The following is a 24,924-nucleotide window of genomic DNA, read 5'->3' as shown; positions in this document are numbered from 1 at the left end:
TCCGGTGCCGGGGAGGGGACAGGCATAGGCGCTAGCTTTGCAGGGATAGTGCGGGATTGGAGTGCCGATCTCCAGATCGACATTCTTGAAAACTCGGAAAGAAGATGTCGACCAGAGGTCGACACTCCGCGTTCCGGCCGCCGCCTCATGCCAGGGCGCGAAAGATCGGCCGATGCACATCGTTCCCGGGACTTGGTATTATTCTGCACTATGGTCACGGCTCCCAATTCGGAGCGATTCGCCATGCCTTCGGCCGCCAATATCCAGAGCTTGCTGCCAGCCTTGCCATCGGGAAAAGAATGGCTGGTGGTCGGCCATGGCGAATCGGGCGACAGCGTCTATCGGCGCAGCGATGGCCCGGCCTTTGCCAAACTATCACGGGGCAGGGGCGCCATGGCCCTGGAGGGAGAATGCCGGCGGGTCGAATGGCTGAGCCGCTTCAAGCTCGGTTCACCCGAGGTGCTCGATTGGCGTGCGGGGGAGGAGGGCGCCTGCCTGGTCACCAGTGCCATAGCCGGCGTACCGGCGAGCGACCTCGACGGCGATCAGCTATTGCAGGCCTGGCCGTCGATCGCGGCGCGGATCGGCGCGCTGCACGCGCTGGCGATCGAGGAGTGCCCGTTCGAACGCGGCCTGTCGACCATGCTTGCACGCGCGACTGACGTGGTGTCACGCGGCGCCGTCAATCCGGATTTCCTGCCGCCCGAGCAGCGGGAGGCGAATCCGGCCGGCCTCCTTCGTGCGCTCGAGGCACAGCGCGAACAGCGCTTGGCGGAAGAAGCCGGGGATCGCGTCGTCTGCCATGGCGATGCCTGCATGCCCAATTTCATGGTCGATCCCGCCACGCTGCGCTGCACCGGCATGATCGATCTCGGCCGCCTCGGCACGGCGGACCGCTATGCCGATCTTGCGCTGATGCTGGCCAATGCCGGCGAGAGCTGGTCTGGACCGGAGCAGGCTGAAGCGGCCTTCACCAGCCTGTTCGAGGTGCTCGGGCTGCAGCGGCCGGACAGGGAGCGGCTCGCCTTCTATCTAGGCCTCGACCCGCTGACCTGGGGCTGAGACCCGCCTGGGGCCGAAGCCGGCAGGCATTCGCGATAGACCGCAAAGGTCTCCTCGACCACGCGGTCCAGGGTCATGCGCTCGGCATTCGCGCGTGCGCGGCTCTTGCCATCCTCCAGGGCACCGGGGGTGGTGAGCAGGGAGACCAGGGCCTCGGCCAGGCGGGCAGGATCATCAGGCGGCACCAGCAAGCCGGCCTTGCCGCCATCCAGCATCTCCGGCACGCCACCGACATCGGAAGCGACGATGGCGCAGCCCGCCTCGCTGGCCTCGGAGAGCACCAGCCCCGCCGGTTCGGCCAGGGAGGGCAGCACGAAGACATCCGCTCCCCTGAAGAAAGGCCGCGGGTCGTCCCAGCCACCGTGAAAGGTGATCGCCGCCGCGCATGGCATGGCCGCGGCCATGGCCTCGTATTCGGCGCGGTGCGGGCCGTCGCCGACGAAATGCAGCGAGGCCCCGGAAACTTCCCTGGCGATCCGCTCGAAGGCCCGCAGCAGGACGGGCGCCCCCTTGCGCGGATGCAGGCCGCCGACATAGAGAAGCGAGGGCGTGCCCAGAGCCGCAGGCGGGCCGGCCGGCGCCGAGAGGCGCGGCGAGCCGATATTCCCGTTCAGCACGGTGCGGATGCGGGAAGCCGGGATGCCGCGCTTGGCCATCGAGCGGGCGACGGCGTCGCTCACGGCGATCACCCGCCGGCCCACGCCCATGGCGACGGCGCTGCGCGCGAACTCGTTGTGAACGGTGGTGACCAGCGGCACGCCCGCCGCCTTGCAGGCCGGCCAGCACAGCACCGCGCTCGTCATCATATGAGCATGCGCGATATCGAAACGGCGCGAACGCAGCAGCCGGGTGAGCGCGGCGACCGCGCGCAGCGCCACCAGGGGCTTCTGGCGCTGGTCGATCCGGATGATCTCAACGCCATGGGCCGCCAGCAAGGCGTCGAAGTCACCATCGCCGCTGGCAATGGCCACCTCATGACCGAGTTGCGCCTGCATGCAGGCGAGATCGATGGTGAGGTGCACATGACCGTTGAGGCGGCGTGTATGATTCAAGACATGCAGGATGCGCAAAGCCAGCTCTCGTCGGAAAGGAAAACGCCAAACAGTTTCTTGTCGATGCGGCTTGCGAAGGCTCGTCGCCATGGTGTGGTTGCATCGCCGGGGCTGACCGCCGTGGCAAGGTCCTTCCGCCAAGCTTCGACATTCGAAACCGGCGGCATCATGGCCAAGACGATTTGAGCATAATCCACAAAAGCCCGGCGCAGGCCACTTGGCTAAAGGGATGGGGCTCCTTCTCATTGATATCCGCCGAATGGATATCTGTCGGCTGCGTGTGCCATTGTCTAGAAAAGCCCGCTGGACACCGATCCTGCCAGGCCGGTATCGCTGCGGCGGCTGCCATGCTTCGGAGGCGTTCGAACTGGAATCGTCGTGCGCCATGATGTGATACTGTCCCGACGGCGGAACCCGCGCGGGCATTTTTGCGTGAGCGGGGCCATTCGGGAATATCTTTCCTGAAACGGAAAACTGGCGTTCCGCGGTTCGAACTGCTTTCGAACGCTGCGAGGCCGGGCCGAAGCAAGGATTGGAGCGGGCGTTTCTGCTGGAACGTACCCTGCCATGGGCAGACAGAAAGGGCCTGGCGTGAGTTTGGAACCCATCGGCGTCTTCTTCATTCTGCTTGGAGTCCTGGCTTTGAGGCGCGGGCCGATCTTCGGCGTCTCCGTGCTCATCCCATGCATGATCTTTGGTTCTTCCGCCGCGTTGATCCTGGCGGGCACCACCATCCAGCCGGCCCATCTGCTGCTGGGCTTCACGGCGGCATCCGTCCTGACGCGCCCGGGCACCTGGTCGGTCGTCACGGCACGCCTCACCTTTCCGCGCGAGGGATTCTGGTTCGTTGCGACGGCGGCTGTCGGCATCGTCGGGGCCTTCATCCTGCCGCGCTTCTTCGCCGGGGCCTCCTATGTCGCCGCCATCGGTGCCACCTCCGACGGTGGCTCTGCGCCCATTCTGGTGCCGCTTTCTCCCACCACCGGCAATCTGACGCAGAGCGTCTATTTCATCGGCGACATCGTCTGCTTTCTGATCTGCTACATCGTTGCCCGGACCAGGGAAGGCCTGGAGGCTGTCACCAATGCCGTGGTGGCCTATTGCGCCCTCAATATTTTCTTCGCGGCCGTCGATCTCGCCACCTTCTGGACGGGAACCGCCTTCCTGCTCGATTTCATGCGCAACACCACCTACACGATGCATGACGATACCGTGGTCAACGGGCTCAAGCGCATCAATGGCTCCTTCACCGAGGCGGCCGCCTTCGCCTCGTCGTCGATGTGGGCCGGCAGTTTTGCTCTCCGGCTCTGGCTCGGCAATATCCGCCCTCAGCTCACATTCTGGCTGGCGCTGATCAACTTGCTCCTGGTGATCTTCTGCACTTCCACCAGCGGCTATGTTGCCTTGCCGGTGGTGCTGGCGATCCTCTATGCGGAGTCCTTGCTGCGGCTCGTGCGGGGAGGGCCCCTGCCGCGCAGCGTCTATGCCTATCTCGCTTTTGCGCCCCTGCTGCTTGCCGTGATCGTCGCAGCCGTGCTGCTCACTCCCGCCTTGGCAGAAACGATCTACGGCATGATACAGGACTTCGTCCTGAACAAGGGAACGAGCCAGTCGGCGGCGGAGCGCGGCATGTGGAACCAGACGGCGCTCGAGACATTCTTCGCGACCTATGGGCTGGGAGCCGGCATTGGCACGGTGCGCGCCTCGAGCTTCCCGCTGGCGGTTCTGGCCAATCTCGGTGCCATCGGCGCGCTCACTTACGGGATCTTCATCCTGATGGTGCTGTTCAAGCCCGCTATCCGCCCCCTCGATTGGGCCACGATCCAGCTGCGCGCCGCCCTGCGGATCGGCTGTCTCGTGGGTCTGATCATGGCGACGATCTCGGGTACCCTGATCGATCTCGGCCTGCCCTTCTACATGCTGGCCGGCATTGCCTGCGCTACCTGCGACCTCGATTCGGGGGCCAGAAAGCAGGCGGCGGAGGCCATCAGGCCGGCCAGAGCCGAGGTCATGGGTTAGAAGTCATCGGTTAGAAATCATGGATTGATGGCAACCGCGTCAGGATCCTTGGAATAGATGCGGACATAATCGATCAGCATGTCGTAATGGCCGTTTTCGGGAACGGTGATCGGCCAGCCGCCGCCCATGGCCAGGTTGAACATCCAGAAGAAGCGGTCGACGCTATCGGCCCGCAACAGTGAAACCGTGTGGACGAGCTTGCCGTCGAGAAAAGCGGAAACCTCGTTGTCGCCCACCAGATAGCCATAGGTATGGAAATCGGCGGTCAGGTCGGGGAGCTTTTGCGACATGGCGGGGGAAGAGGTCTTGTTCCCCCAATTGTGGACGATGGTGTGGAAGATGGTCATGTCGACGCCATAGGCTTCCAGCCCGTCGATCTCGATGGAACCGAGCGGATCGCCCTCAGGGGTCTGCGATTTCAGGTTGAGGGCCCAATTGGCCGGCCACACGCCCTTTCCGGCCGGGAACTTCTGGCGGACCTCGACATAGCCGCGCCGAAAGGCTGCGCTCGGCGGCTTGCCGTTGGGAAAGGCCGTGCTGATCATGCCGGAATACCATTTGCGCTTCCAGCCGGTGGGATCGGCAAAGTCGGCCTTGTGGTTGGCCCGGATCCGCAGCTTGCCGTCCGCGACCCGGTAGACCTGGCCGAAGAGCTCGGCATCCGCCTGGCTGGCGGTGACGAAATAGCTGTCGGAACCCCACTGCTCGCCCTTGGGATTGGTGCCGATGTGCCATTTGTCGCGGTCGAGTTCGGTGCCGTCGAACTCGTCCCTGAAGATGAGCTTGTAGCCGCTGAGATCCGGTGCGGCCTGCCCCCATGCCGGAGCGGCGGACAGGCCCAGGGCGGGAAGGGCCAGGAACAGGCGCCGGGTGATGGGACTCATGGGTACGAATTCCTTTCAGGCTCGCGGGTGCTCCATCGACGGAGCGTTGCAACGGGCTGCTGATGTGTGATGATTGGGAGCCGCCAGGTCTTTGCCGAGCTGCCTGAGGATAGCCCAGAGGGTGCGACGCGGACCACCTCCCAAAAGGGGGAGTGGTTCCCTTTTGGCGATCCTTCGAATGGATAGCTGTCAGGCTGCGAGGCCTTTGCATAAAATAGCCATCGCTGGTAGCAGCCGTCATCATCGGCGGTCATCCGCGGCCGGATAAGCCACGACTTGTTTTGATAGCCGGTCTGGGGGACGAACCCCGGGTCGAGATTTTTGTTCGCTGATGAAAGGCTCCGGTCGTCGCGCCGTGATATCCACGTTCCATACAATTCAACCTCGATGATGATCCTGATCGTATCTCCCCAATGGCAGCGCGGAGCTTCCGGCGCCGGCTTCGAAACTGCTTGGTCCCTAAGAGGGCAGGCAGAGGGGAGCCTGTGCCGCCATGAGGGCTGAAATCGGCGCACTTTCGAAACAGACGGCCAAGGCCGGTGCCTGGACGGCCGGAGCGCGGCTTGCTGGCAAGTCGGTGGATTTCGTCGCCCTGATCGTGCTGGCCCGTTTCCTCGGGCCCAGCGATTTCGGCCTGGTCGCGATGGCGATGACCTTGATCTTCATCGTCGAGGCCGTGATGGAACTGCCGCTCGGCGCAGCCATGCTGCGCGTTCCCGAGCCGACCGCGGAGGTCTACAACACCGCTTTCACGCTGGGCGCCCTGCGCGGGCTGATTATCGCCGGCTTCTTCATTCTCTGCGCCTGGCCCATCTCGATCTTCTATGGCGAGCCCCGGCTGGTGCCGCTGGTGATGAGCCTGGCGCTGGCGCCCGCCATGCGCGGCTGCGTCAGTCCCATGCTGGTGGAATTCAACCGGCGCATGGATTTCCGCCGCCAGGCAGGGCTCGACATCACCAGCAAGACCATTGCCGTGACCACCGCGATCATCGTGGCGATTCTGACGCGGAGCTACTGGTCGATCGCGCTCGGAACCATTCTGGTCGCCTTCGTCGCCCTGGTCGGCTCCTATTGGCTCGCGCCGATGCGCCCGCGCCTGACGCTGAAGGCCTGGCCGGTCTTTGCCGACATCCTGACCTGGAACCTGATGTCGCAGATCCTGTCGGCCATCAACTGGCAGGCGGACCGCTTCATTCTACCCCGTTTCATTCCGCCCGCCGCCTTCGGGCGTTATGTGATGGCCAACGATCTTTCCTCGCTGCCGTTCCAGGTCCTGGCCGCCCCGCTCGGGACGCCGTTGAACGTGGCCTTCGTCAATGCGCATCAGAATGGCGGCCTTCGGAACAGCTATCTCAAAGCCAGCGTCGGCATCTTCCTGCTGATGGCGCCGATCCTTTGCTTCGGCGCCATCATGGCCGAGCACCTGATTCATGTCTTTCTCGGCCCGCAATGGGCCGAGGCCGCCCCTATCCTTACCGGCATAGCCCTGGCCTGCATCGGCTCAATTCCGGCGCTGCCGATGGCGCCGCTGGCCGTCAGTCTCAACAAGTCGCGGCAGATCACCTTCAGGAACCTGATCGAGTTTGCCGTACGCGTGCCGCTCACCATCGCCGGTATCCTGTGCTTCGGCGTTATGGGAGCGATTGCAGCCAAGGGGCTTGCTACGCTTGCGGTGCTGGTCTCGACCATGATGGCGGTGAAATCGATGATCGGGTTGGGCTATCGTGCCCAGCTTGCCGCCTTTGTCGGGCCTTGCGCAGCCTTGGTGATCAGTGCGCTTTTCCTGGTCTATGTCTCGACCCTGTTTCAAGACAGTACCGATATCGTCATGAATCTGGTCAGGATTGGCGCTGCCGGCGCGGTCTATCTCGTGACCTATGTCGGCAGTGTCTATCTGATGTCGCGCTGGTTCGGCGATGCGCTCGGGCTGACCGGCCTGGTCGACCAGATCATGTCGCGGGCACGGTTTCGGTTCAGGACCTGACGACATGCGTGGCGATGGCAAGGAAGACCTGCATCATGGAGAGATCGGCGTGAAGGCGCATGAAAACATGCGGATTGCCGTCGCAATCGCGACGGCGGGCCGACGGGATGTGCTGACCGAGACCGTGCGGGTAATGATGGGCCAGGAGCGCCGGCCCGACGATTTCCTGATCTGCCCGGCCAAGCCCGCCGATGCCGACGAGGCCGCCCTCCGCCAGCTCGTTCCGGGCCTGAAGATGATCGCGGGCCCGGTCGGCCTGCCGCATCAGCGCAATGCCCTGATGGCCGCCACCGATGCGGACATCGTGATGTTCTTTGACGACGACTTCCTGCCCGCGCCCGATTTCCTGGCCGAGACCGTCAGGCTGTTTGTCGAAAATCCCGATATGGTGATGGTCACCGGGACGGTGCTCGCCGATGGCGCCCCGGGAGCGGGACTCGGCATGCGCGAGGGCCTCGACAGGCTGGCGGCGGCCGGCCCCAATCGCGCGGCGGACACGCTGGAGCCTGTCTATAACGGCTATGGCTGCAACATGGCGGTGCGGCTCGAGCCGGTACGCCGGCACGGCCTTGCCTTCGACGAGAAGCTGCCGCTCTATGCTTGGCTCGAGGATGTCGATTTCTCCCGGCAGCTCGCGCCTTTCGGCCGGATCGTCAAGAGCGGGCGCCTGCGCGGCGTGCATCTGGGCACCAAGTCAGGCGGCCGCAGTCCCGGCCGGCGGCTCGGCTATTCGCAGATCGCCAACCGCGTCTATATCATGCGCAAGGGCAATATGAGCCTGCGCGGCGTGCTGGAGGGCAGTGTGGAGAACCTGGCTTCCAATCTGGTCAAGAGCGCCTTTCCGGAGCCTTGGACCGACCGGCGCGGACGGCTCGCCGGCAATCTTCTAGCTCTGTGGGATCTGGTACGGGGGCAACTCGATCCTGCGCGGATTCTCAAATTGTAGGTCAAGGCGCAGACGATGGCCGTACATTTTTCACTGGTGATGGCGACGCTCGGACGCTCCGAGGAGATCGCATTGATGCTCGACAGCCTGGAAACCCAGACTTTCAAGGATTTCGAGGTGATCATCGTCGACCAGAATCGCGACGAGCGGGTTACCGAGGTGCTGGCGCGCAAGATGCGCGCCTTCCCGATCCGCCATCTGCGTACGCCCGGCGTGCCGGGTGCAAGCCGGGCCCGCAACAATGGCGCCAAGGTCGCCGAGGGCGAGCTTCTCGGCTTTCCGGATGATGATTGCACCTACCCGTCCTGGCTGCTGGAAAAGGTGCTGAAGACCTTCGCGGAAACGGGAGCCGACATCGTCAACGGCCGGGCCGCCGATGAGACGGGGCGCTCGATCAATGGCCGCTTTGCCGAGGGGGCACGCTGGACCGGCGCCCGCGATGTCTTCGACACACTGATCGAATGGGTATCCTTCTGCCGGCGCGATGTTTTCGAGGCCGTCGGCGGCTATGACGAGGATGTCGGTGTCGGCGCCACCTCGCCCTGGCAGGCCTGCGAGGCGCCCGACATCGTGCTGCGCATGCTGGAGCGCGGCTATCGCTCCTATTATGACGACGCCATCTATGGCCATCATCCCGAGATCCGCATCGACATGATGGATGTCCGCATGCAGCAGAAGGCACGCGGCTACGGCCGCGGCATGGGCTATGTCCTGGCCAAGCATCGCATGGGCACGCTCTATTCCTTCAATTACATGCTGCGCTCCTTCGGGGGCTATGTCCTCAGCCGGGCACGTGGCCAGCGCGGCCGGGCGATCTACTACCTCAACACGCTGAAGGGCCGGCTCGAGGGCTATCGCGACGGCCGCCGGGCGGCCTGACGCCCTTATATCCCAGCGAACCGCATGGGCCGGCAGCGCGGTTCCTGCTCTTTTTTCTTTCCTAGCAGAAGCCGCAGGAACGGCGGCCTTCGCGGCATCGTCCGTGGACGAAGCCCGTAATTGTGCTTAGGGTCGGTTCCCCTGATAATGGAAACGCCCCCGCAATGACGGATAAGAAACCGCCGCGCCCAGTCGGCTCGACCCCGGTCCGCTCCAATCAAGCCCGCCCCAGCTTCACCGATCAGGAGGCCCTGGCCTTCCACGCCCAAGGCAAGCCAGGCAAGCTCGAGGTAGTACCGACCAAGCCGATGGCGACGCAGCGCGACCTCTCGCTCGCTTATTCGCCGGGCGTGGCGGTGCCTGTGCGGGCGATCGCGGAGAACCCGGCGCTGGCCTATGACTATACGGCCAAGGGCAACATGGTGGCGGTAATCTCCAACGGCACCGCCATTCTCGGTCTCGGCGATCTCGGCGCACTGGCCTCCAAGCCGGTGATGGAAGGCAAATCCGTGCTGTTCAAGCGCTTTGCCGATGTCGATTCGATCGATCTGGAGATCGATACCAAGGACGCCGATGCCTTCATCAACGCGGTGCGCTATCTCGGCCCGAGCTTCGGCGGTATCAACCTGGAAGACATCAAGGCGCCGGAATGCTTCATCATCGAGCAGCGCCTCAAGGAATTGATGGACATCCCGGTCTTCCATGACGACCAGCACGGCACCGCCATCATCGCTGCCGCCGGCCTGTTCAACTGCCTGAAGCTGACCGGGCGCGACATCAACTCCACCCGCCTGGTGGTCAACGGCGCCGGGGCGGCCGGCATCGCCTGCGTCGAGCTGGTCAAGGCCATGGGCTTTGCGCCGGACAACGTCCTGCTCTGCGATACCAAGGGCGTGGTCTACAAAGGCCGCAGCGATGGCATGAACCAGTGGAAATCCGCCCATGCCGCCGAGACGGACCGGCGCACATTGGCGCAGGCTCTCGACGGCGCCGACGTCTTTTTCGGCCTGTCGGTCAAGGGCGCCCTCACCACCGAGATGCTGCGTTCGATGGCGCCCAATCCGGTGGTCTTCGCCATGGCCAATCCCGATCCGGAGATCACGCCGGACGAGGCCCACGCCGTGCGCGACGACGTCATCATCGCCACCGGCCGCTCCGACTACCCCAACCAGGTCAACAATGTCCTGGGCTTTCCCTATATCTTCCGCGGCGCGCTCGACGTGCATGCCACGGCCATCAACATGGAGATGAAGGTGGCGGCAGCCCAGGCCTTGGCCGAGCTTGCCCAAGAGGAGGTGCCGGACGAGGTGGCGAGCGCCTATCAGGGCGCGCGGCCGCGCTTCGGCCGCGACTACATCATTCCCGCCCCGTTCGATCCTCGCCTGATGACGCGCGTGCCGGTGGCCGTGGCCAAGGCCGCGATGGAGACCGGTGTCGCCCGCAAGCCGATCGCCGATCTCGTTGCCTATCGCGCCGCGCTTTCGGCCCGCCGCGATCCCGTCGCCGGCACGCTGGCCGGCATCTTCGACCGGGTCCGCCGTTCGCCCAAGCGCGTGGTGTTCGCCGAGGGCGAGGAGGAGGCGGTGATCCGCGCTGCCGCGTCCTTCGTCAACCAGGGGCTGGGCACCGCCATCCTGGTCGGCCGCGAGGATCGCGTGGAGGCCGCCGCCGCCTTTGCCGGCGTCGAGCTGCGCGAGGGCATGGTGATCCAGAACGCCCGCATCTCGCCGCGCACCAATGCCTATGCGCAATATCTCTATGACAGGCTGCAGCGCCAGGGCTATTTGATGCGCGACTGCGTGCGCCTGGCCTCGATCGACCGCAACCATTTCGCCGCCTGCATGGTGGCGATGGGCGATGCCGACGCCATGGTCACCGGCCTGACCCGCAATTATTCGATCGCCCTCGAGGACGTCAGGCGCGTCGTCAGCGACAAGCCCGGCCATTGCGTCCTCGGCCTTTCCATCGCCATTGCGCGCGGGCGCACGGTGCTGGTGGCCGATACCGCCGTGCACGACATGCCGACCTCGGAGGAGCTGGCTGCCATCGCCATCGAGGCGGCCTCGGTGGCCAAGCGCCTGGGCTATGAGCCGCGCGTGGCCATGTTGGCCTATTCCACTTTCGGCCATCCCGAGGGCGAGCGGGCCGAGCGCGTGCGCGATGCCGTGCGTATTCTCGACCGCCGGCGCGTCGATTTCGAATATGACGGCGAGATGGGGGCCGATGTCGCGCTCAACCGCGAGGCCATGGCGCTCTATCCGTTCTGCCGCCTGTCAGGGCCTGCCAATGTGCTGATCATGCCGGCTTTCCACTCGGCCTCGATCGCCACCAAGATGCTGCAGGAGCTCGGCGGGGCCACGGTGATCGGCCCGATCCTGGTTGGCCTCGACAAGTCGGTGCAGATCGTGCCGCTGGCCGCCAAGGACACCGATCTCGTCAACATGGCGGTGCTGGCAGCAGCCAATATCGGCGGGTGAACGAGGCGCGCCGGCCCCTCGGTCTGTTCGGCGTCATGGACAATCCCAAGAGGCATCGAGGATGCCTCCTGGGGACCGCACCGGCGAGCGGGCGGAAGCTCAGGCTGGTTGCCGATGGCGCCATCACGCAGATCTGGCGCCATTGCCCCTCGTTTTCACCGAAAACCTGCTCGCGCTTTGCGGCACGGGGCCATAGGGGCCTATTCCGTGCCCTCGCCCGCCAGATAGGTCGGCCGGTTGGCGAGCATGGTGAGGGCGGTGAGGAAGGCAATCGCGCACATCGCCGTGACGTACCAGAAGAACCATGCCTCATGGCCGGCATCCTTGAAGGCAAGCGCTACTGCCTCGGCGGAACCGCCGAAGACGGCATTGGCGATGGCGTAGGAGAGGCCGACTCCAAGCGCGCGGACCTCGGCCGGAAACATCTCGGCTTTCACGAGCCCGCTAATCGAGGTGTAGAAGGACACGATCGCGAGTGCCGCCACCACCAGGAAATAGGCCATGATCGGGCTCTGAACGCTGCCGATGGCCGTCAGGAGCGGCACGGTGCAGAGCGTCGCGAGGCCGCCGAACAGCATCATCGACCATTTCCGCCCGATCCTGTCGGAAAGCGCGCCGAAGAGGGGCTGCATGCACATATAGGTAAACAGCACCGCCGTCATGGTGACGTTGACCGTCTCCTTGGCCATGTGCGCCGTATTGACCAGATATTTCTGCATGTAGGTGGTGAAGGTGTAGAAGATCAGCGAGCCACCGGCCGTGTAGCCGATCACGGTCAGGAAAGGCCGCGGATGCCGGCGCAGCAGGCCGACGAGCGAGCCAGCTTCCTTGCGGGCGCGTGTCTCCGCCGACGAGGTCTCGTGCAGGGAGCGCCTGAGGTAGAAGGCAACGACCGCGGCGCAAGCGCCCACAACGAAGGGAATCCGCCAGCCCCACGCCCGCATTTGCTCGTCGCTGAATGCGAGTTCGAGGATGACGATGACGGCCGAGGCGAGGAGCTGGCCGCCGATCAGCGTCACATATTGGAAAGAACCGAAGAAGCCGCGCCGCCCGGCGAGCGCAACCTCGCTCATATAGGTCGCCGAGGTTCCGTATTCGCCGCCCACGGACAGGCCCTGGACCATCCGGCAGACGAGGAGAAGGATCGGTGCCAGGATGCCCGCCGTGGCATAGGTCGGCAGCAGCGCGATCGCCAGCGATCCGGCACACATCATCAGGACCGAGATCATCATCGAGTTCTTGCGGCCATAGCGGTCGGCAATCCAACCGAAGAGCCAGCCGCCGATCGGCCGCATGAGGAAACCGATGGCGAAGACGGCCGAGGAGTAGAGGAGCTGGGTGGTCGGCTCGGCATTCTTGATGAAGCCGAAGAAGGCACTCGAAAAGTAGAGTGCCGTAAACGCATAGGCGTAGAAGTCAAACCATTCGACAAGATTTCCGGAAGATGAGCCGACGATCGCCATCACCCGTCGACGGGTATCATGTGGGTCTACTGCCGCCACGGCCGCGGTGCTACTCATATGTCTCCCCCTGACTGATCTTGTCTTTAGTACGCCTTTTAAGGCAATTGTGATCATGCTGTGGCTTTGCTGATCCGGGCAAGCCATTTTTCCCGAAGGGCAGGGGGCTGGATGCCGAGATAGGCGTGGATGCTTCGACGGAACCGCCAGCCAGATCCATCATCTCGTCCCCGGCGTTTTTGGATGGCAAAGACCGGATCGCGCTCAATCGCGGTGCCGTGGCGCTCCATCCGTCCTGCCTCCTGGCAGGGCAACCAATGTGCTGGTGACGGCCGGTATGACGGGGTGGGGGAAGCTGCAGGATCTTGAATGTTTGCAGAGCTTCTCGATATCGGCCACGAAGGAGCACTATCGAGAAGCTGTGCCGAGGACTTTGGCAGGGGACCTGCACGCGCATGAGCGACGATCGTTGGAACCGCTATCTGTTCGAGCGCCATGACCGGCAGGAGATCGCGCAATGGGCGCGAAGGCTGCGTTATTTCCGCTTCTGCCGTGCTGTCGGCGGCCATGCCAATGACGGAGACGAACTGCTGGTGGCGATTGCGCTGCAGGCGGAGGCCGGCCTGGTGGATGTCTGCGCTGGCCTGGGGATTGTGCTGGACGCCGTTGCGCCCGGCTCTCCCCAACCGGTGCCGGGCGTTGCCTACACGGCCAAGGCCTATCAGAGCTTTGCTTCCGTCGTGCCCGGAACCAAGGGCATCCGCCAGCCTGGCCATATCCAACTGGCTGGGCAGCCCGTCCATGTCCATGCGCGGGCGAATCGATTGGAAATCAGCCTGAGCGACCCCGATGCGCCCTACGAGGTCAGGGAAGCGACCATTCGTTCAGCAGAGCAGGTCGAGACGCTGCTCGCACCGCTGGCGGGTCGCCTGATCGATCCGCCGCGCACCAGCCGGCATTGCGTCTGCCCGGCCTTTTATCCTGAAATGTGGAATTGAACGTCAGTCCTGACAAAGCGAACGATCGGTGTGAGGCTGAGAGTGGTGCCGCTTGCGTGACTCGAACACGCGACCCCATCATTACGAATGATGTGCTCTACCGGCTGAGCTAAAGCGGCGCCAACGGTCTTTCAGAAGGCGATCCTTACGGATGCGCCGCCCTGATACAGGCAAGCACAGCGGAAGGCAAGCCCTCTCGCGCATGCGTCCCAAGTTTAGAGTCAAACTCTTGACGCGGCACAAGCTCCCGACTATAGCAACCCACACAAATTTTGGCGGGAGGTTCCGCCCCCATTCTGGGGTGGCGGTTTTCTTTTTGCCCAAGCGATTCTGCCGGCGCAAGCCATGCAGGATTGCCGGACCCTCTTAACACCGGCAGGTTCTTCCGGATCTGCCCTGGCCCCGCTGCAGCGGCGCCGTTCCGAATCGAGAAGGATAGACAAGATGTCCCGCCGTTGCTCGTTGACCGAGAAGGGCGTTCAGACCGGCCACAAGGTGAGCCATTCGAACGTTAAGACCAAGCGCAAGTTCCTTCCGAACCTGCACAACGTCACGCTGATCTCCGACGTGCTCGGCCGCTCCGTGCGCCTGCGCGTCTCGGCGGCCGGCCTGCGTACCGTCGAGCACAATGGTGGCCTCGACGCCTGGCTGATCAAGGCTTCCAGCCACGAGCTTACCGCGCCGGCCCTGCGCCTGAAGCGCGAAATCGAAAAGAAAATGACGACTGCCCACTAAGGCTGGTCGCATAACTGACTTTTCGGGCCGGGGCCTTGCGCTCCGGCCTTTTTCATTGCCGGGTGCTCACGGGACGACTACAGCCCGTCCTGCTCCAGATGAGCAAAGCTTAATGTGACCTCCCCTTGACGGGACAGGCCCGTTTCGGCGATTTGAGAGCGCCGGTTACCGGGCCCCTCTGGCGCATGCCCTGCATGACGCGATGTCGGAGCCGGCTTCGATGTTCTCGAAGCAAAAGGGTCCGGCATGATGCTCGATTTCCTGTATTCCGATTTTGCCGGCCAGCCGACCTGGATGTGGCTGGCCTTCCTCGCCTTCGTGGCATTGTTGCTCGCCTTCGACCTCGGCGTGCTCAACCGCGACGACAAGGTGCTCAGTGTCGCCGACAGTTTCAAATTGTCGGCCGTCTATATCGCCATCGCCATGGCTTTCGGTGGTGCCATCTGGTGGGGCATGGATACCAGGCCGGACGGCACCAGCCCGGCGCTCGACTATTTTACCGGCTATTTCATCGAGAAGTCTCTGTCGATCGACAATGTCTTCGTCATCGCGCTGATCTTCCGCTACTTCGCCGTGCCGCCGGCCTATCAGTATCGCGCCCTGGTCTGGGGTATCCTGGCCGCCGTGGTGCTGCGTGGCATCATGATCGCGGCCGGCGCCAGCATCGTGCAGAGCTATGGCTGGGTCCTCTATATCTTCGCGGCCTTCCTGATCCTGACGGGCCTGCGCATGCTGGTAGCCTCGGACGACCATGCCGAGTTCAAGGAAAACGGGCTGGTGCGCTTCCTGCGTCGCCATATGCGCATCAGCGATGAGCTGCATGGCAGCCGCTTCGTGGTGCGCCAGCCGGACCACGCCACGGGCCGGAAATTGCTGCATGCCACGCCGCTGCTGCTGGCCCTGATCGTCATCAACGTCGCCGACATCGTCTTCGCCGTGGACTCGGTGCCGGCCATCCTGGCCATCACCACCGATACCTTCATCGTCTACACTGCCAATATCATGGCCATTCTCGGCCTGAGAGCGCTCTATTTCGCTCTGGCAGCGATGATCGATCGCTTCCACTACCTCAAATATGCGCTGGCCCTCGTCCTCGTCTTCATCGGCGGCAAGATCTATTGGGGCCATCTCGTCGGCAAGGTCGATCCGGCGCTCGCCCTGATCGTGACCGTTGCGATCATCGTCGGCGGCATCGTCTTCTCGCTCTGGAAGACGCGGGGCCAGGACAACTCGAGCGTTTCCTCCTGACGACGGTAGAGAAGAAAGGGCAACTCCCGCAAAAGTTGAGCTGTTTCAGCGGGAACAGACGGGCTAGAGTGACGGCGTGATGATGGCTTGATCGGGTTCGTCTGCTCTTTGCGGAGCAATGGGGCCGGTCAGCGTCGCCGGGACGGATCCTGCGATCCGTTCCCGTCCGGGGGGAAAACAAGGCAGAGGCCATGCCAAGCGGCGTGGCCGGAATGGTTTCGTGCGGGTTCTCCCCCGACAGGCAGCGCTTTTGAGCAATCATCATCCGAAAGCCTGCCCGCACGGCTTGCCGGGCCCTGCTTTTCGGAATCGTGTTCGAGCGAGGAGAACTGCGATGACGATTTCCGGCCTGAAGCTTCGTTATCTGCTGCTGGGCGCCGTTCTGGGCGCGGCCGCCCTGGCGCCGCTGCCGGCCTCCGCCCAATATGGCGGTGGGGGATATGGTGGCGGCGGATACAACAGCGGCGGCTATGACGATGACGACTATGGCGGCGGCTATCGCCGGCAATATCGTCCCCGCTGCTACTATCGCGTCGTGCGGGTGTATGACGACTATTATGGGCGCTACGTCAAGCGGCGCCAGCGCGTCTGCGAGCGCAGCGGCTACTAAACGAAGCGCATTTGGACCGAAAACGGCTTTGCCCCATAGCATCGAACCCGATCTCGAAACCGGGTTCGATGCATATTTGCGATTCCGGGCGCTTCTGCCGAATTGCAAAATGCTCTAGAGGTTTTCTGCGGCGTTGGGTTCGATCTGGATTGGAGCCGGCGCTGGCCACGTGCCACTTGTCACGGCCCAGACGGAATCCTTGGCCTATGGCATTCGGACAAGGATTGTGTTTCGTGGCTTTCCGCCCCAGGACGGATAGGGACAAGGAAGCGTCATCATGTTGATTCACCGCCGTACCGTGCTTGCCGGCCTGGCCCTTGCCGGGCTGCGGCCGGGTGTCGCCTCGGCAATGCAGATCGTCGAGGCCGGCACCGTGCTGGCTGTCACGGGGCAGACCACGGGGCAGCTCAGGGGCGAGAAACGCGCCCTTCAGGTCGGCGAGCCGGTTTTCATCGACGACATGCTGGCAACGGGGGAGGGCGCCCGGCTGGCGGCGCGGCTGGGCGACGCCACCCGGCTGTCGCTGGGTGAGCGCACGCGGGTGCGCATCGACAAATTCCTGGTGGACCGAGGGGGCGACTTGGTGCTGGAGCGCGGCGCGATGCTGTTCGACCGGCCCGACAACCAGCCTTCCGGCCCGCTCAACGTCACCACGCCGTTCGGCCTGATCGCCGCCCGCGGCACAAAGTTTTTCGCCGGCCCCAGTGAAGGCGTCTTCGGCGTCTTCGTCGAGCATGGCGTGGTCACCGTCGCCACCAAGGGCGGTCAGGTGACCCTCACCAATGGCCTCGGCACCAACCTGGTCAATGCCAGGCAGGCGCCGTCCGAGCCGACGAGCTGGAATACGCTGCGCATCGCCCAGGCGGAAGCATCCGTGATCGGCGGGGCCTCTATGGAGTCAGCTCCGCCAGCGGCGGCGGTGCCTCGCGGACCACGGCCGGCACCCAAGCCTTGAAGCTCGCCCAGTCGGGGCGGGCCAGACTGAAGCGATCGATCGGCAGGGCACCGCCGCGGGCCGGCGCATGCTGCAGGCCGGAATTGACATAGCGCAGCCCGCACTTTTCCATCACCCGGCGCGAGGCTTCGTTGATCACCCGGCATTCGCCGGTGATCGTGGCGATCGGCAGGGTCGAAAAGCCATGGTCGATCAGGGCCCGCGCCGCTTCCGTCGCCAGCCCCTGGCCCCAATGGTGCTTGCCCAGCCAATAGCCGATCTCCGCGCTCTCGCGCTTGGGAAAGCGCAAGCCGATGCAGCCGAGGAAGGCACCACTGTCGCGGCATTCGATCGCGAAGGCGAGTTCCTTGCCGGTCTTGCGAGCCTCTTCCTGGTATCGCACGAACGTTTCGGCGTCGGTCTCGCCATAGGGGAAGGGCAAGCGCCCCGTCATTAGCGCTACGGCCGAATCATTGGCGAGGCGCGCCATGCTCGGCACGTCGCCCTGATGCGGCTTGCGCAGCACGAGGCGCAGCGTCTCGATCTCGATCGAGGCAATGGTCGTGGCCGGGAGAGACTTGTAAGGGGGCATGATGGGCTCCTGGCAAGAAGAAGGGGCGGAAGGATTTCTCCACCGCCCCTGCGTCAACCTGGAGTCCCAATTGGGGTCTTTTCAGGTCCGCCGGTCCAGTGGAGCCGGCGGAGCTTCTGACCCGCCGGGATTATTCTGCTGCTACTTTGGTCGTGGCGACGTTGACGTAAATTCGGCCGTTGGCTCGGGTGCGGAAGTCCACTCGGCCGTCGGTAAGTGCAAAAAGGGTATGATCCTTGCCCATGCCGACATTGACGCCCGGATGCCATTTCGTGCCGCGCTGGCGCACGATGATGTTGCCAGCGACGACGGCTTCCGAACCGAACTTCTTCACGCCCAAGCGACGACCGGCCGAATCACGACCGTTGCGCGACGAACCGCCTGCTTTTTTGTGAGCCATGGCGATAACTCCTCGAATTCTATCTACGCCGGTGCTGTGACACGGCGGTGAAATCCATCAATTGGGGGCGACAATGCCCGAAAGCCGGGCTGTTGTCGACCCCGTCCCTCCGAAACCGGCTCAGAGGTCCTTGCCGGAAGCCTGCTCGGCCTGGTCGACCTTCGCACGCGGCGGCTTGCCGGCGAGAAGCTCCTTGGCCTGCTCGACCCACTCTTCGCGGGTGGCGCGGCCGCGCAGCGAGAGCTCTTCATCCCACTTGGCGATGTCGGCATCGGTCCAGGCGGCGATGTCGTTCCAGCTGCTGATGCCAGCGGCGCGCAGCTTCTTCTCGATGGTCGGGCCGACGCCCGAGATCAGCGAGAGGTTGGAAGCGTCGAGATCGCCAGCCGGAACGGCGGCGGCAGCGACGGGAGCCTCGTCCTTGGCAACCTTGGCGGGCTTAGCAGCGGCCTTGGAAGGCTTGGCGCCGCCCGTGAGGATCTCGGCGATCCGCACCACGGTCTGGTGCTGGCGATGGCCGCGCTTGCGCTTCGAATTCTGCCGGCGGCGCTTCTTGAAAGCGATGACCTTGTCATCACGATCATGCTCAACAACCTCGGCGGCAACCGAAGCACCGGCAACCGTGGGGGTACCGAAAGTCAGGCCGGCGTCACCGCCAACGGCCAGGATTTCGGGGAATACGATGACTTCTCCAACCTTGGCGTCGAGCTTCTCGACCCGGAGAACGTCGTTCTGATTAACGCGGTATTGCTTACCGCCCGTCTTGATGACCGCGAACATGTTTTTCCTCGTTCGGACCCGGCTTTCGCCCGCCTTGCTTCCCTGAAGGGAAACGAAACGGATCGGGTCCTTGCCTGAGCAAAGTCCCCGCAGCGGCCGGCTTTTCCAGTCGTTGATATTCGCCGTCCTTCCTTGCGAGAATGAACGGCCACGAAAAAAGGCACGCGGCCCAAAGGCCGCGCGCTGGCGTGGCTTATACAGGCGTGAGCCGTAGAGTCAAGGAAAGCAAGGTGCATTTTCCTGGAAGAGCGGCCGGCGCCGACGGGGTTGGTCAGCGGGTTGCCCGGAAATGCCGAACCGGCCGGCGACCTAGTACAGCCCGCCGGCGAATAATATCCCGCTCCATGTGTTCTCCCGGCATCCATGCAAGGGAGAGACATCATGTCCTTTATCCGATCCTCGACGCGCCGCCTGGCGGTCACCGTTCTTTCGACAGCCTTCATGTTGGCCGCGGGTGCGGCCCTCGCTGCGGGCGGCGGAGGTGGTGGTGGCAGTTCCGGTGGCGGTGGTTCCGGCGGCGGCGCCGGCGGTGGGGGAGGCGGCAATGGCTCCAGCGGTGGAGGCGGGGTCACCAACGGCAAGCCGATCACCGACATGACCACCTGTCCGCGCGGGCAGGTCTGGAGCACCCGCAAGAAAGCCTGCCTGAAGCTGAAATCCGAAGCGCTGCCCGATGACGACATGGCCAACTATGCCTGGGTGCTCGCCAAGGCCGACCGCTATGACGAATCGCTGCAGGTCCTGGATCTGCTCAAGGATCCGAATACCGCCAAGGCTCTCAACTATCGCGGCTATGCCACGCGTAAGCTCGGCCGGACCGACGAGGGCATCGGCTATTATCTGAAATCGGTGGCGGCCGATCCCCAATACGCACAGGTCCGCGAATATCTGGGCGAGGCCTATGTCATCAAGGGTCGGCTCGATCTGGCCAAACAGCAGCTCGACACCATCAAGACGCTCTGCGGTACCGGCTGCGAAGAATATCAGGACCTGAACGAGGCGATCGAGAAAGGCATCTGATCGCTGCTGTTCCGCCGGAAATAGCCTCCGGCATGATCGACAAGCAAAGTGTGCAGACCCCTTTCCCCTCGAAGGGGTTTGTGCGGGTGTGGCCCTGCCGGTTTTCGTCGCGGTAGCCGGCGGGGCTTCACTCCCTCCTGACTCGCCGCCTGCACCGCGCCGGCTCCCTTCATTTCCGTTTGGAGAGCAGCGGCAAGCCCGGCTATGACTGGTGGCTGAAATATCGAGGGTGGAAGCATGTCGCGCGGCAAGGCTGAGCAGGCCAGCTCCTTGGCGGGTCCTTTCGACTTCATCGTGGTGGGAGCCGGCTCGGCCGGGTGCCTTCTGGCCAACAGGCTCTCCAGCAATCCCAGCCGGCAGGTGCTGTTGCTGGAAGCGGGGCGGCCGGACAACTACCCCTGGATCCATATCCCGGTCGGCTATCTCTATTGCATCGGCAATCCTCGCACCGACTGGCTCTACCAGACCGAGGCCGAGCCCGGCCTGAACGGGCGCTCGCTGCGCTATCCGCGCGGCAAGACCCTGGGCGGCTGCTCCTCCATCAACGGCATGATCTATATGCGCGGCCAGGCCCGCGACTATGACGGCTGGGCGGCAACGACTGGCGACGAGGCCTGGAGCTGGGCGAACAGCCTGCCCGACTTCAAGGCCCACGAGAATCACCATCGCCTCGATGGCGGTGCCGATCCCGCTACCGGCGATAACAGCCGCTTTTCCGACATGCACGGCCATGGCGGCGAATGGCGCATCGAAAAGCAGCGCCTGCGCTGGGATATCCTCGATGCCTTCGCCGAAGCGGCGGTGCAGGCCGGCGTGCCGCGCACCGAGGATTTCAACAGCGGTGACAATGAGGGCGTCGGCTATTTCGAGGTCAACCAGAAGGCCGGCTGGCGCTGGAACACTTCCAAGGCTTTCCTGCGGCCGGCGCGCGCACGTCCCAATCTCACCGTGTGGACACAGGCTGAGGTCGAGCGCCTGACCTTTGCTATCGGCGACGATGGGCGGCAGCGCTGCACCGGCGTGGCGCTGAGGCGCGGCGGCGAGCTCGTAGAAATCCAGGCCAAGCGCGAGGTCATCCTCTCGGCCGGCGCGGTCGGCTCGCCCCAGATCCTGCAGCTTTCCGGCATCGGCCCGGCCGGCCTGCTACAGTCGCACGGCATCGAGGTCGTGCATGATCTGCCAGGCGTCGGCGAGAACCTGCAGGACCATCTGCAGATCCGGGCCGTGTTCAAGATTGAAGGGGCCCGCACGCTCAACACGCTGGCGAGCAGCCTGACCGGCAAGATGGGCATCGGCCTCGAATACATGCTCCGCCGCAGCGGGCCGATGAGCATGGCACCCTCCCAGCTCGGCGCCTTCAGCCGCTCCGACCCCGGCCGTGCCCATGCCAATCTGCAATATCACGTGCAGCCCCTCAGCCTGAACGCCTTCGGCGAGCCGCTGCATGATTTCCCGGCCTTCACGGCAAGCGTGTGCAATCTCAATCCAACCAGCCGGGGCAGCGTGCGCATCCGCTCCAACCGGGCAGGCGAGGCGCCGGCCATCGCGCCCAGCTATCTCTCGACGGAGGAGGACCGCAAGGTTGCCGCCGACAGCCTGCGCCATGTCCGCAACATCGTGAGCCAGAAGGCGCTGGCCCCCTACAAGCCGGCGGAATGGAAGCCAGGCATCGAATTCCAGAGCGACGAGGAATTGGCGCGCCTGGCTGGCGATATCGCCAGCACGATCTTCCACCCGGTCGGTACCACCCGGATGGGCCGGGCCGATGATCCCGAGGCCGTGGTCGACAGCCATCTGCGCCTACGCGGCGTCGAAGGCCTGCGCGTGGTCGATGCCGGCGTGATGCCGGCGATCACCAGCGGCAATACCAATTCGCCGACCCTGATGATTGCGGAAAAGGCGGCACGCTGGATCGCCCGGGGCGAGTGAACAAGACAGGGCAGACAGGATGTCCGCGGTCCCAGCCGCGGTGGTTCAGCCGCAAATCATGACAGGCTCGCGCAGGAAGCAGCGCGGCTGGGACCGCGGACGTCTCGTCCGCCTCCTTCCCGATGCCGGGCTGTCTCTGCCACGAGGCTGACGCTTGCTCAAGCCGGCTGACGGCAGCCTTCCAGGATCTTGCGGATTTCCGGCCGGCAGGACCCGCAATTGGTGCCGGCCTTCAAGGCCGCGCCGATCGCCTCGACGCTGCCGGCGCCACTGCGTGCCGCCGCCTCGATGCGGGCCTGGTCGATGCCGAAGCAGGCGCAGACCTGGCGGCTCGGGCGGATGCCCGGATCGGGTGCGCGTCCTGCGAGGATGAAACGGCGGGTGGCAGCGTCGATCCGGTCCCGGGCGAGCAGGTCCGTGGCCCAGGCTGCGCCGTCCTCGTCCCGGCGCGGGCCGGTGGAAAGCAGGATCTCGAGGCGATGGTCCACGAGCGAAGCCGAGCGATAGAGGTCGGCGGCGGGATTGCGCTGGTGCAGCGGGCTCGTCCACAGATTGAGCCAGTTCGAGAGGAGGTCGTGCAGCGCTGCCGGCGCGCGCGGGCTGGCGAAATGGACGATCTCGCCATCCGCGACCGTCATGCGGGCGTGGCTGAGCCAGGCCGGCAGGGGCAGGCGGCGGCGCGAGGCGATGAAGCCTTCCGCCTGCATCGCCCAGGGCCGGATCGAAGCCGGCACCGTCTTTGAATCGGGCTGGCCGGAAACGGGATCGGTGCGGGCATGCACGAGCGAACCCACGCGGGCGCGGGCGGCATTGGCATCGGTCCAATGGATCGGCGCGAAGATCGAGCCGGGCTGCTGGCTGTCGGTGACCATCACGCGCAGTTCGACCCGGCCCTCGCCCGTGCTCACGGCGGCAAAGGCACCGTCCTTGAGGCCGAAGCGCTCGGCGTCGGCGGGATGCACTTCCACGAAGGGGGCATTGCGGTGCTGGGCCAGGCGCGGGCTGAGCCCGGTGCGGGTCATGGTGTGCCAGTGGTCGCGCACCCGTCCGGTGTTGAGCAGGAGCGGATGTTCGGCGGTGGGCTCGGTGGCCAGTGCCGGCGGTGCCAGCGGGACGAGGCGGGCGCGGCCATCGGCATGGACGAAGCCGCCTTCGGCGAACAGGCGCTGCGTGCCGGCGTCTTGGCCCGATGGCAGCGGCCATTGCACGGGTTCGAGCGTATCATAGGCTTCGTCGGTGAGATCGGCGAGACCGCCGATATCGAACAGGCGCGCGCCGTCATTCTCGAAAGCCGACAGCGCGGCATGCTCGCGAAAGATCGCGGCGGGCGAGGCAAAATCGAAGGCCTTGTCATGGCCGAGCCTTCTGGCGACCTCGCAGATCTGCCACCAGTCGGGCTGCGCCTCGCCGGGGGGCGCCAGGAAGGGCCGCTGGCGCGAGATACGCCGTTCGGAATTGGTGACGGTGCCGTTCTTCTCGCCCCAGGCAGCCGAGGGCAGCACCACGGTCGCGGCATCGGTGAGGCCGTCGACATGGGCGCTGACCTCGGAGACGGCGAGGAAATCGAGCTGGCGCAGGGCTGACCGCACGGCGTCGGCGCGCGGCAGGCTGGCGGCGGGATTGGTGCAGAGCACCCAGAGTGCGCGGATCTCGCCGCGCTCGATCACCTCGAACATCGAGACTGCCTTGCGGCCTTCCTTTTCGGCCATGCGGGAGGCCTGCCAGAAGCGGCCGACGCGATCCACCTCGTCCGGCGAAAAGCCCATATGGGCGGCGAGCTGGTTGGCGAGCCCCCCCACCTCCCGCCCGCCCATGGCATTGGGCTGGCCGGTGAGCGAGAAGGGGCCGCAGCCCGGCCTGCCGATGCGGCCGGCGGCGAGATGGGCATTGAGGATGGCGTTGACCTTGTCGGTTCCCTGGGCCGACTGGTTGATGCCCTGGCTGAAGCAGGTGATCACGCGCGGGGTCTCGATCCACAAGTCGAGAAAGGCGGCGAGAGCTTGCTCGCTGAGGCCGCAGCGGGCGGCGGCATCGGCGCGGCTGGGCGCGATCTCACGGGCATTGGCGAGGGCGGCTTCGAACCCGTCGGTGTGGCGGGTGAGATAGCCTGCGTCGACGGCGCCTTTTTCGGCGATTTCGACCAGCAGGCGGGCGAAGAGAACGGCGTCCATGCCCGGCGCCACGGCAAGATGCAGGTCGGCGCTGTCGGCGGTCACCGTGCGGCGGGGATCGATCACCACGATGCGGGTGCCGCGCCTGTTGCGGGCCTGCTCGATGCGCTGCCAGAGCACGGGATGGCACCAGGCCGTGTTGGAGCCGGTGAGGACCACGAGATCGGCCTCGTCGAGATCCTCATAGCAACCCGGCACGATGTCGGCGCCGAAGGCGCGGCGATGGCCGGCCACGGTGGAGGCCATGCACAGGCGGGAATTGGTGTCGACATTGGCCGAACCGATGAAGCCCTTCATCAGCTTGTTGGCGACGTAATAGTCCTCGGTCAGCAACTGGCCGGAGAGATAGAGCGCCACCGCATCGGGGCCATGGCGCTCGATCGTGTCCCTGAATCCCTTGGCCACGGCATCGAGGGCGCGGTTCCAGGTGGTGCGCACGCCGTGGATGGTGGGATGAAGGAGGCGATGGCCGGTGGCCAGCGTCTCGCCGAGCGCCGCGCCCTTGACGCAGAGACGGCCCTGGTTGGCGGGATGGGCGGCATCCCCGGCAATGGCCGCGCCGCCCTTGCCGTCGGCGGTGGCGACGACACCGCAGCCGACGCCGCAATAGGCGCAGGTGGTGCGCACGGGTACCGGGGCGGGCTCGATCGTCGTAGGATCGGGGGCGGGCATGGAGACGTTCATGGGTAGGGTCTCCGCGCCTTTTTGGGCAAGAGGGGTGCAGCGCTGCGTTCCGCCTGCTTC

22 protein-coding genes and 1 tRNA gene are annotated in these 24,924 nt (G+C 64.8%); 14 read left to right on the top strand and 9 right to left on the bottom strand.

Annotated features, from left to right (window positions below; genetic code table 11):
- Window positions 1–243 precede the first annotated feature (243 nt).
- On the top strand, window positions 244–1,062 hold the full coding sequence (locus tag U1R88_RS18480; RefSeq protein WP_322432560.1) for an APH(3'') family aminoglycoside O-phosphotransferase: 819 nt from the start codon (window positions 244–246) through the stop codon (window positions 1,060–1,062).
- On the opposite strand, the gene U1R88_RS18475 is transcribed toward U1R88_RS18480, so the two are convergent.
- Entirely contained in the window at window positions 1,029–2,057 is a 1,029-nt protein-coding gene (locus tag U1R88_RS18475) for a glycosyltransferase family 4 protein (protein WP_322432559.1), read from the bottom strand. The two genes, U1R88_RS18480 and U1R88_RS18475, sit on opposite strands and share 34 nt — an antisense overlap.
- On the opposite strand from U1R88_RS18475, the gene U1R88_RS18470 reads away from it, so the two are divergent.
- Complete coding sequence (locus tag U1R88_RS18470; protein WP_322432558.1) at window positions 2,037–2,300, top strand: hypothetical protein; 264 nt, start codon at window positions 2,037–2,039, stop codon at window positions 2,298–2,300. The two genes, U1R88_RS18475 and U1R88_RS18470, sit on opposite strands and share 21 nt — an antisense overlap.
- A gap of 405 nt (window positions 2,301–2,705) precedes the next feature.
- Window positions 2,706–4,133 (top strand): hypothetical protein, encoded by a 1,428-nt coding sequence (locus tag U1R88_RS18465; protein WP_322432557.1) that lies wholly within the window; start codon window positions 2,706–2,708, stop codon window positions 4,131–4,133.
- 17 nt (window positions 4,134–4,150) lie between these two features.
- On the opposite strand, the gene U1R88_RS18460 is transcribed toward U1R88_RS18465, so the two are convergent.
- Window positions 4,151–5,017, bottom strand: a complete 867-nt coding sequence (locus tag U1R88_RS18460) for a glycoside hydrolase family 16 protein (protein ID WP_322432556.1) — start codon at window positions 5,015–5,017, stop codon at window positions 4,151–4,153.
- A 493-nt stretch (window positions 5,018–5,510) separates the two neighbouring features.
- On the opposite strand from U1R88_RS18460, the gene U1R88_RS18455 reads away from it, so the two are divergent.
- The 4 genes from U1R88_RS18455 (at window position 5,511) to U1R88_RS18440 (ending at window position 11,303) form a co-directional block, all read left to right on the top strand.
- Complete coding sequence (locus U1R88_RS18455) at window positions 5,511–7,001, top strand: oligosaccharide flippase family protein (protein ID WP_322432555.1); 1,491 nt, start codon at window positions 5,511–5,513, stop codon at window positions 6,999–7,001.
- 4 nt (window positions 7,002–7,005) lie between these two features.
- Window positions 7,006–7,947 (top strand): glycosyltransferase family 2 protein, encoded by a 942-nt coding sequence (locus U1R88_RS18450; protein WP_322432554.1) that lies wholly within the window; start codon window positions 7,006–7,008, stop codon window positions 7,945–7,947.
- 15 nt (window positions 7,948–7,962) lie between these two features.
- On the top strand, window positions 7,963–8,826 hold the full coding sequence (locus U1R88_RS18445; protein WP_322432553.1) for a glycosyltransferase family 2 protein: 864 nt from the start codon (window positions 7,963–7,965) through the stop codon (window positions 8,824–8,826).
- Window positions 8,827–8,990: 164 nt separating this feature from the next.
- A complete protein-coding gene (locus tag U1R88_RS18440; RefSeq protein WP_322432552.1) occupies window positions 8,991–11,303 on the top strand; it encodes an NADP-dependent malic enzyme in 2,313 nt (770 codons plus the stop codon).
- 200 nt (window positions 11,304–11,503) lie between these two features.
- Here the strand turns inward: U1R88_RS18440 and U1R88_RS18435 are convergent, their stop codons facing one another.
- Window positions 11,504–12,823 (bottom strand): MFS family transporter, encoded by a 1,320-nt coding sequence (locus U1R88_RS18435; protein WP_068283384.1) that lies wholly within the window; start codon window positions 12,821–12,823, stop codon window positions 11,504–11,506.
- A 53-nt stretch (window positions 12,824–12,876) separates the two neighbouring features.
- Window positions 12,877–13,053: a hypothetical protein gene (locus U1R88_RS18430; protein ID WP_322432551.1), complete on the bottom strand. Its 177-nt coding sequence runs from the start codon at window positions 13,051–13,053 to the stop codon at window positions 12,877–12,879.
- Window positions 13,054–13,218: 165 nt separating this feature from the next.
- Here U1R88_RS18430 and U1R88_RS18425 point away from each other — a divergent pair, with 165 nt between their 5' ends.
- Complete coding sequence (locus U1R88_RS18425) at window positions 13,219–13,761, top strand: hypothetical protein (RefSeq protein WP_322432550.1); 543 nt, start codon at window positions 13,219–13,221, stop codon at window positions 13,759–13,761.
- Between the two features lie 43 nt (window positions 13,762–13,804).
- Here the strand turns inward: U1R88_RS18425 and U1R88_RS18420 are convergent.
- Window positions 13,805–13,880, bottom strand: a tRNA-Thr gene (locus tag U1R88_RS18420).
- A gap of 325 nt (window positions 13,881–14,205) precedes the next feature.
- Here U1R88_RS18420 and rpmB point away from each other — a divergent pair.
- From rpmB to U1R88_RS18400, 4 genes are all read left to right on the top strand, one after another.
- On the top strand, window positions 14,206–14,496 hold the full coding sequence (gene rpmB, locus U1R88_RS18415; protein ID WP_068283377.1) for a 50S ribosomal protein L28: 291 nt from the start codon (window positions 14,206–14,208) through the stop codon (window positions 14,494–14,496).
- A 249-nt stretch (window positions 14,497–14,745) separates the two neighbouring features.
- Window positions 14,746–15,744 carry a TerC family protein gene (locus tag U1R88_RS18410; RefSeq protein WP_322432606.1) on the top strand — a complete coding sequence of 333 codons (999 nt, stop codon included), beginning with the start codon at window positions 14,746–14,748 and terminating at the stop codon, window positions 15,742–15,744.
- 334 nt (window positions 15,745–16,078) lie between these two features.
- Window positions 16,079–16,354 carry a hypothetical protein gene (locus U1R88_RS18405; RefSeq protein ID WP_068283375.1) on the top strand — a complete coding sequence of 92 codons (276 nt, stop codon included), beginning with the start codon at window positions 16,079–16,081 and terminating at the stop codon, window positions 16,352–16,354.
- A gap of 277 nt (window positions 16,355–16,631) precedes the next feature.
- A complete protein-coding gene (locus U1R88_RS18400; protein WP_322432549.1) occupies window positions 16,632–17,309 on the top strand; it encodes a FecR family protein in 678 nt (225 codons plus the stop codon).
- Here the strand turns inward: U1R88_RS18400 and U1R88_RS18395 are convergent.
- From U1R88_RS18395 to U1R88_RS18385, 3 genes are all read right to left on the bottom strand, one after another.
- Window positions 17,245–17,880: a GNAT family N-acetyltransferase gene (locus tag U1R88_RS18395; RefSeq protein WP_322432548.1), complete on the bottom strand. Its 636-nt coding sequence runs from the start codon at window positions 17,878–17,880 to the stop codon at window positions 17,245–17,247. The two genes, U1R88_RS18400 and U1R88_RS18395, sit on opposite strands and share 65 nt — an antisense overlap.
- 130 nt (window positions 17,881–18,010) lie before the next feature.
- Window positions 18,011–18,280: a 50S ribosomal protein L27 gene (rpmA, locus tag U1R88_RS18390; RefSeq protein ID WP_068283371.1), complete on the bottom strand. Its 270-nt coding sequence runs from the start codon at window positions 18,278–18,280 to the stop codon at window positions 18,011–18,013.
- 120 nt (window positions 18,281–18,400) lie between these two features.
- Window positions 18,401–19,060 carry a 50S ribosomal protein L21 gene (locus U1R88_RS18385; RefSeq protein WP_068283368.1) on the bottom strand — a complete coding sequence of 220 codons (660 nt, stop codon included), beginning with the start codon at window positions 19,058–19,060 and terminating at the stop codon, window positions 18,401–18,403.
- A 381-nt stretch (window positions 19,061–19,441) separates the two neighbouring features.
- Here U1R88_RS18385 and U1R88_RS18380 point away from each other — a divergent pair, with 381 nt between their 5' ends.
- Both U1R88_RS18380 and U1R88_RS18375 read left to right on the top strand, forming a co-directional pair.
- Entirely contained in the window at window positions 19,442–20,080 is a 639-nt protein-coding gene (locus tag U1R88_RS18380; RefSeq protein ID WP_322432547.1) for a tetratricopeptide repeat protein, read from the top strand.
- A gap of 237 nt (window positions 20,081–20,317) precedes the next feature.
- Window positions 20,318–22,009: a GMC family oxidoreductase gene (locus U1R88_RS18375; protein WP_322432546.1), complete on the top strand. Its 1,692-nt coding sequence runs from the start codon at window positions 20,318–20,320 to the stop codon at window positions 22,007–22,009.
- A 158-nt stretch (window positions 22,010–22,167) separates the two neighbouring features.
- Here U1R88_RS18375 and U1R88_RS18370 read toward each other — a convergent pair whose 3' ends face one another.
- Entirely contained in the window at window positions 22,168–24,864 is a 2,697-nt protein-coding gene (locus tag U1R88_RS18370; RefSeq protein WP_322432545.1) for a nitrate reductase, read from the bottom strand.
- Between the last annotated feature and the right edge of the window lie 60 nt (window positions 24,865–24,924).

This window comes from Labrys sedimenti (assembly GCF_034424805.1).
GTDB classification, from domain to species: Bacteria; Pseudomonadota; Alphaproteobacteria; order Rhizobiales; family Labraceae; genus Labrys; species Labrys sedimenti.
This window is presented reverse-complemented; position numbering and strand designations above follow the sequence as displayed.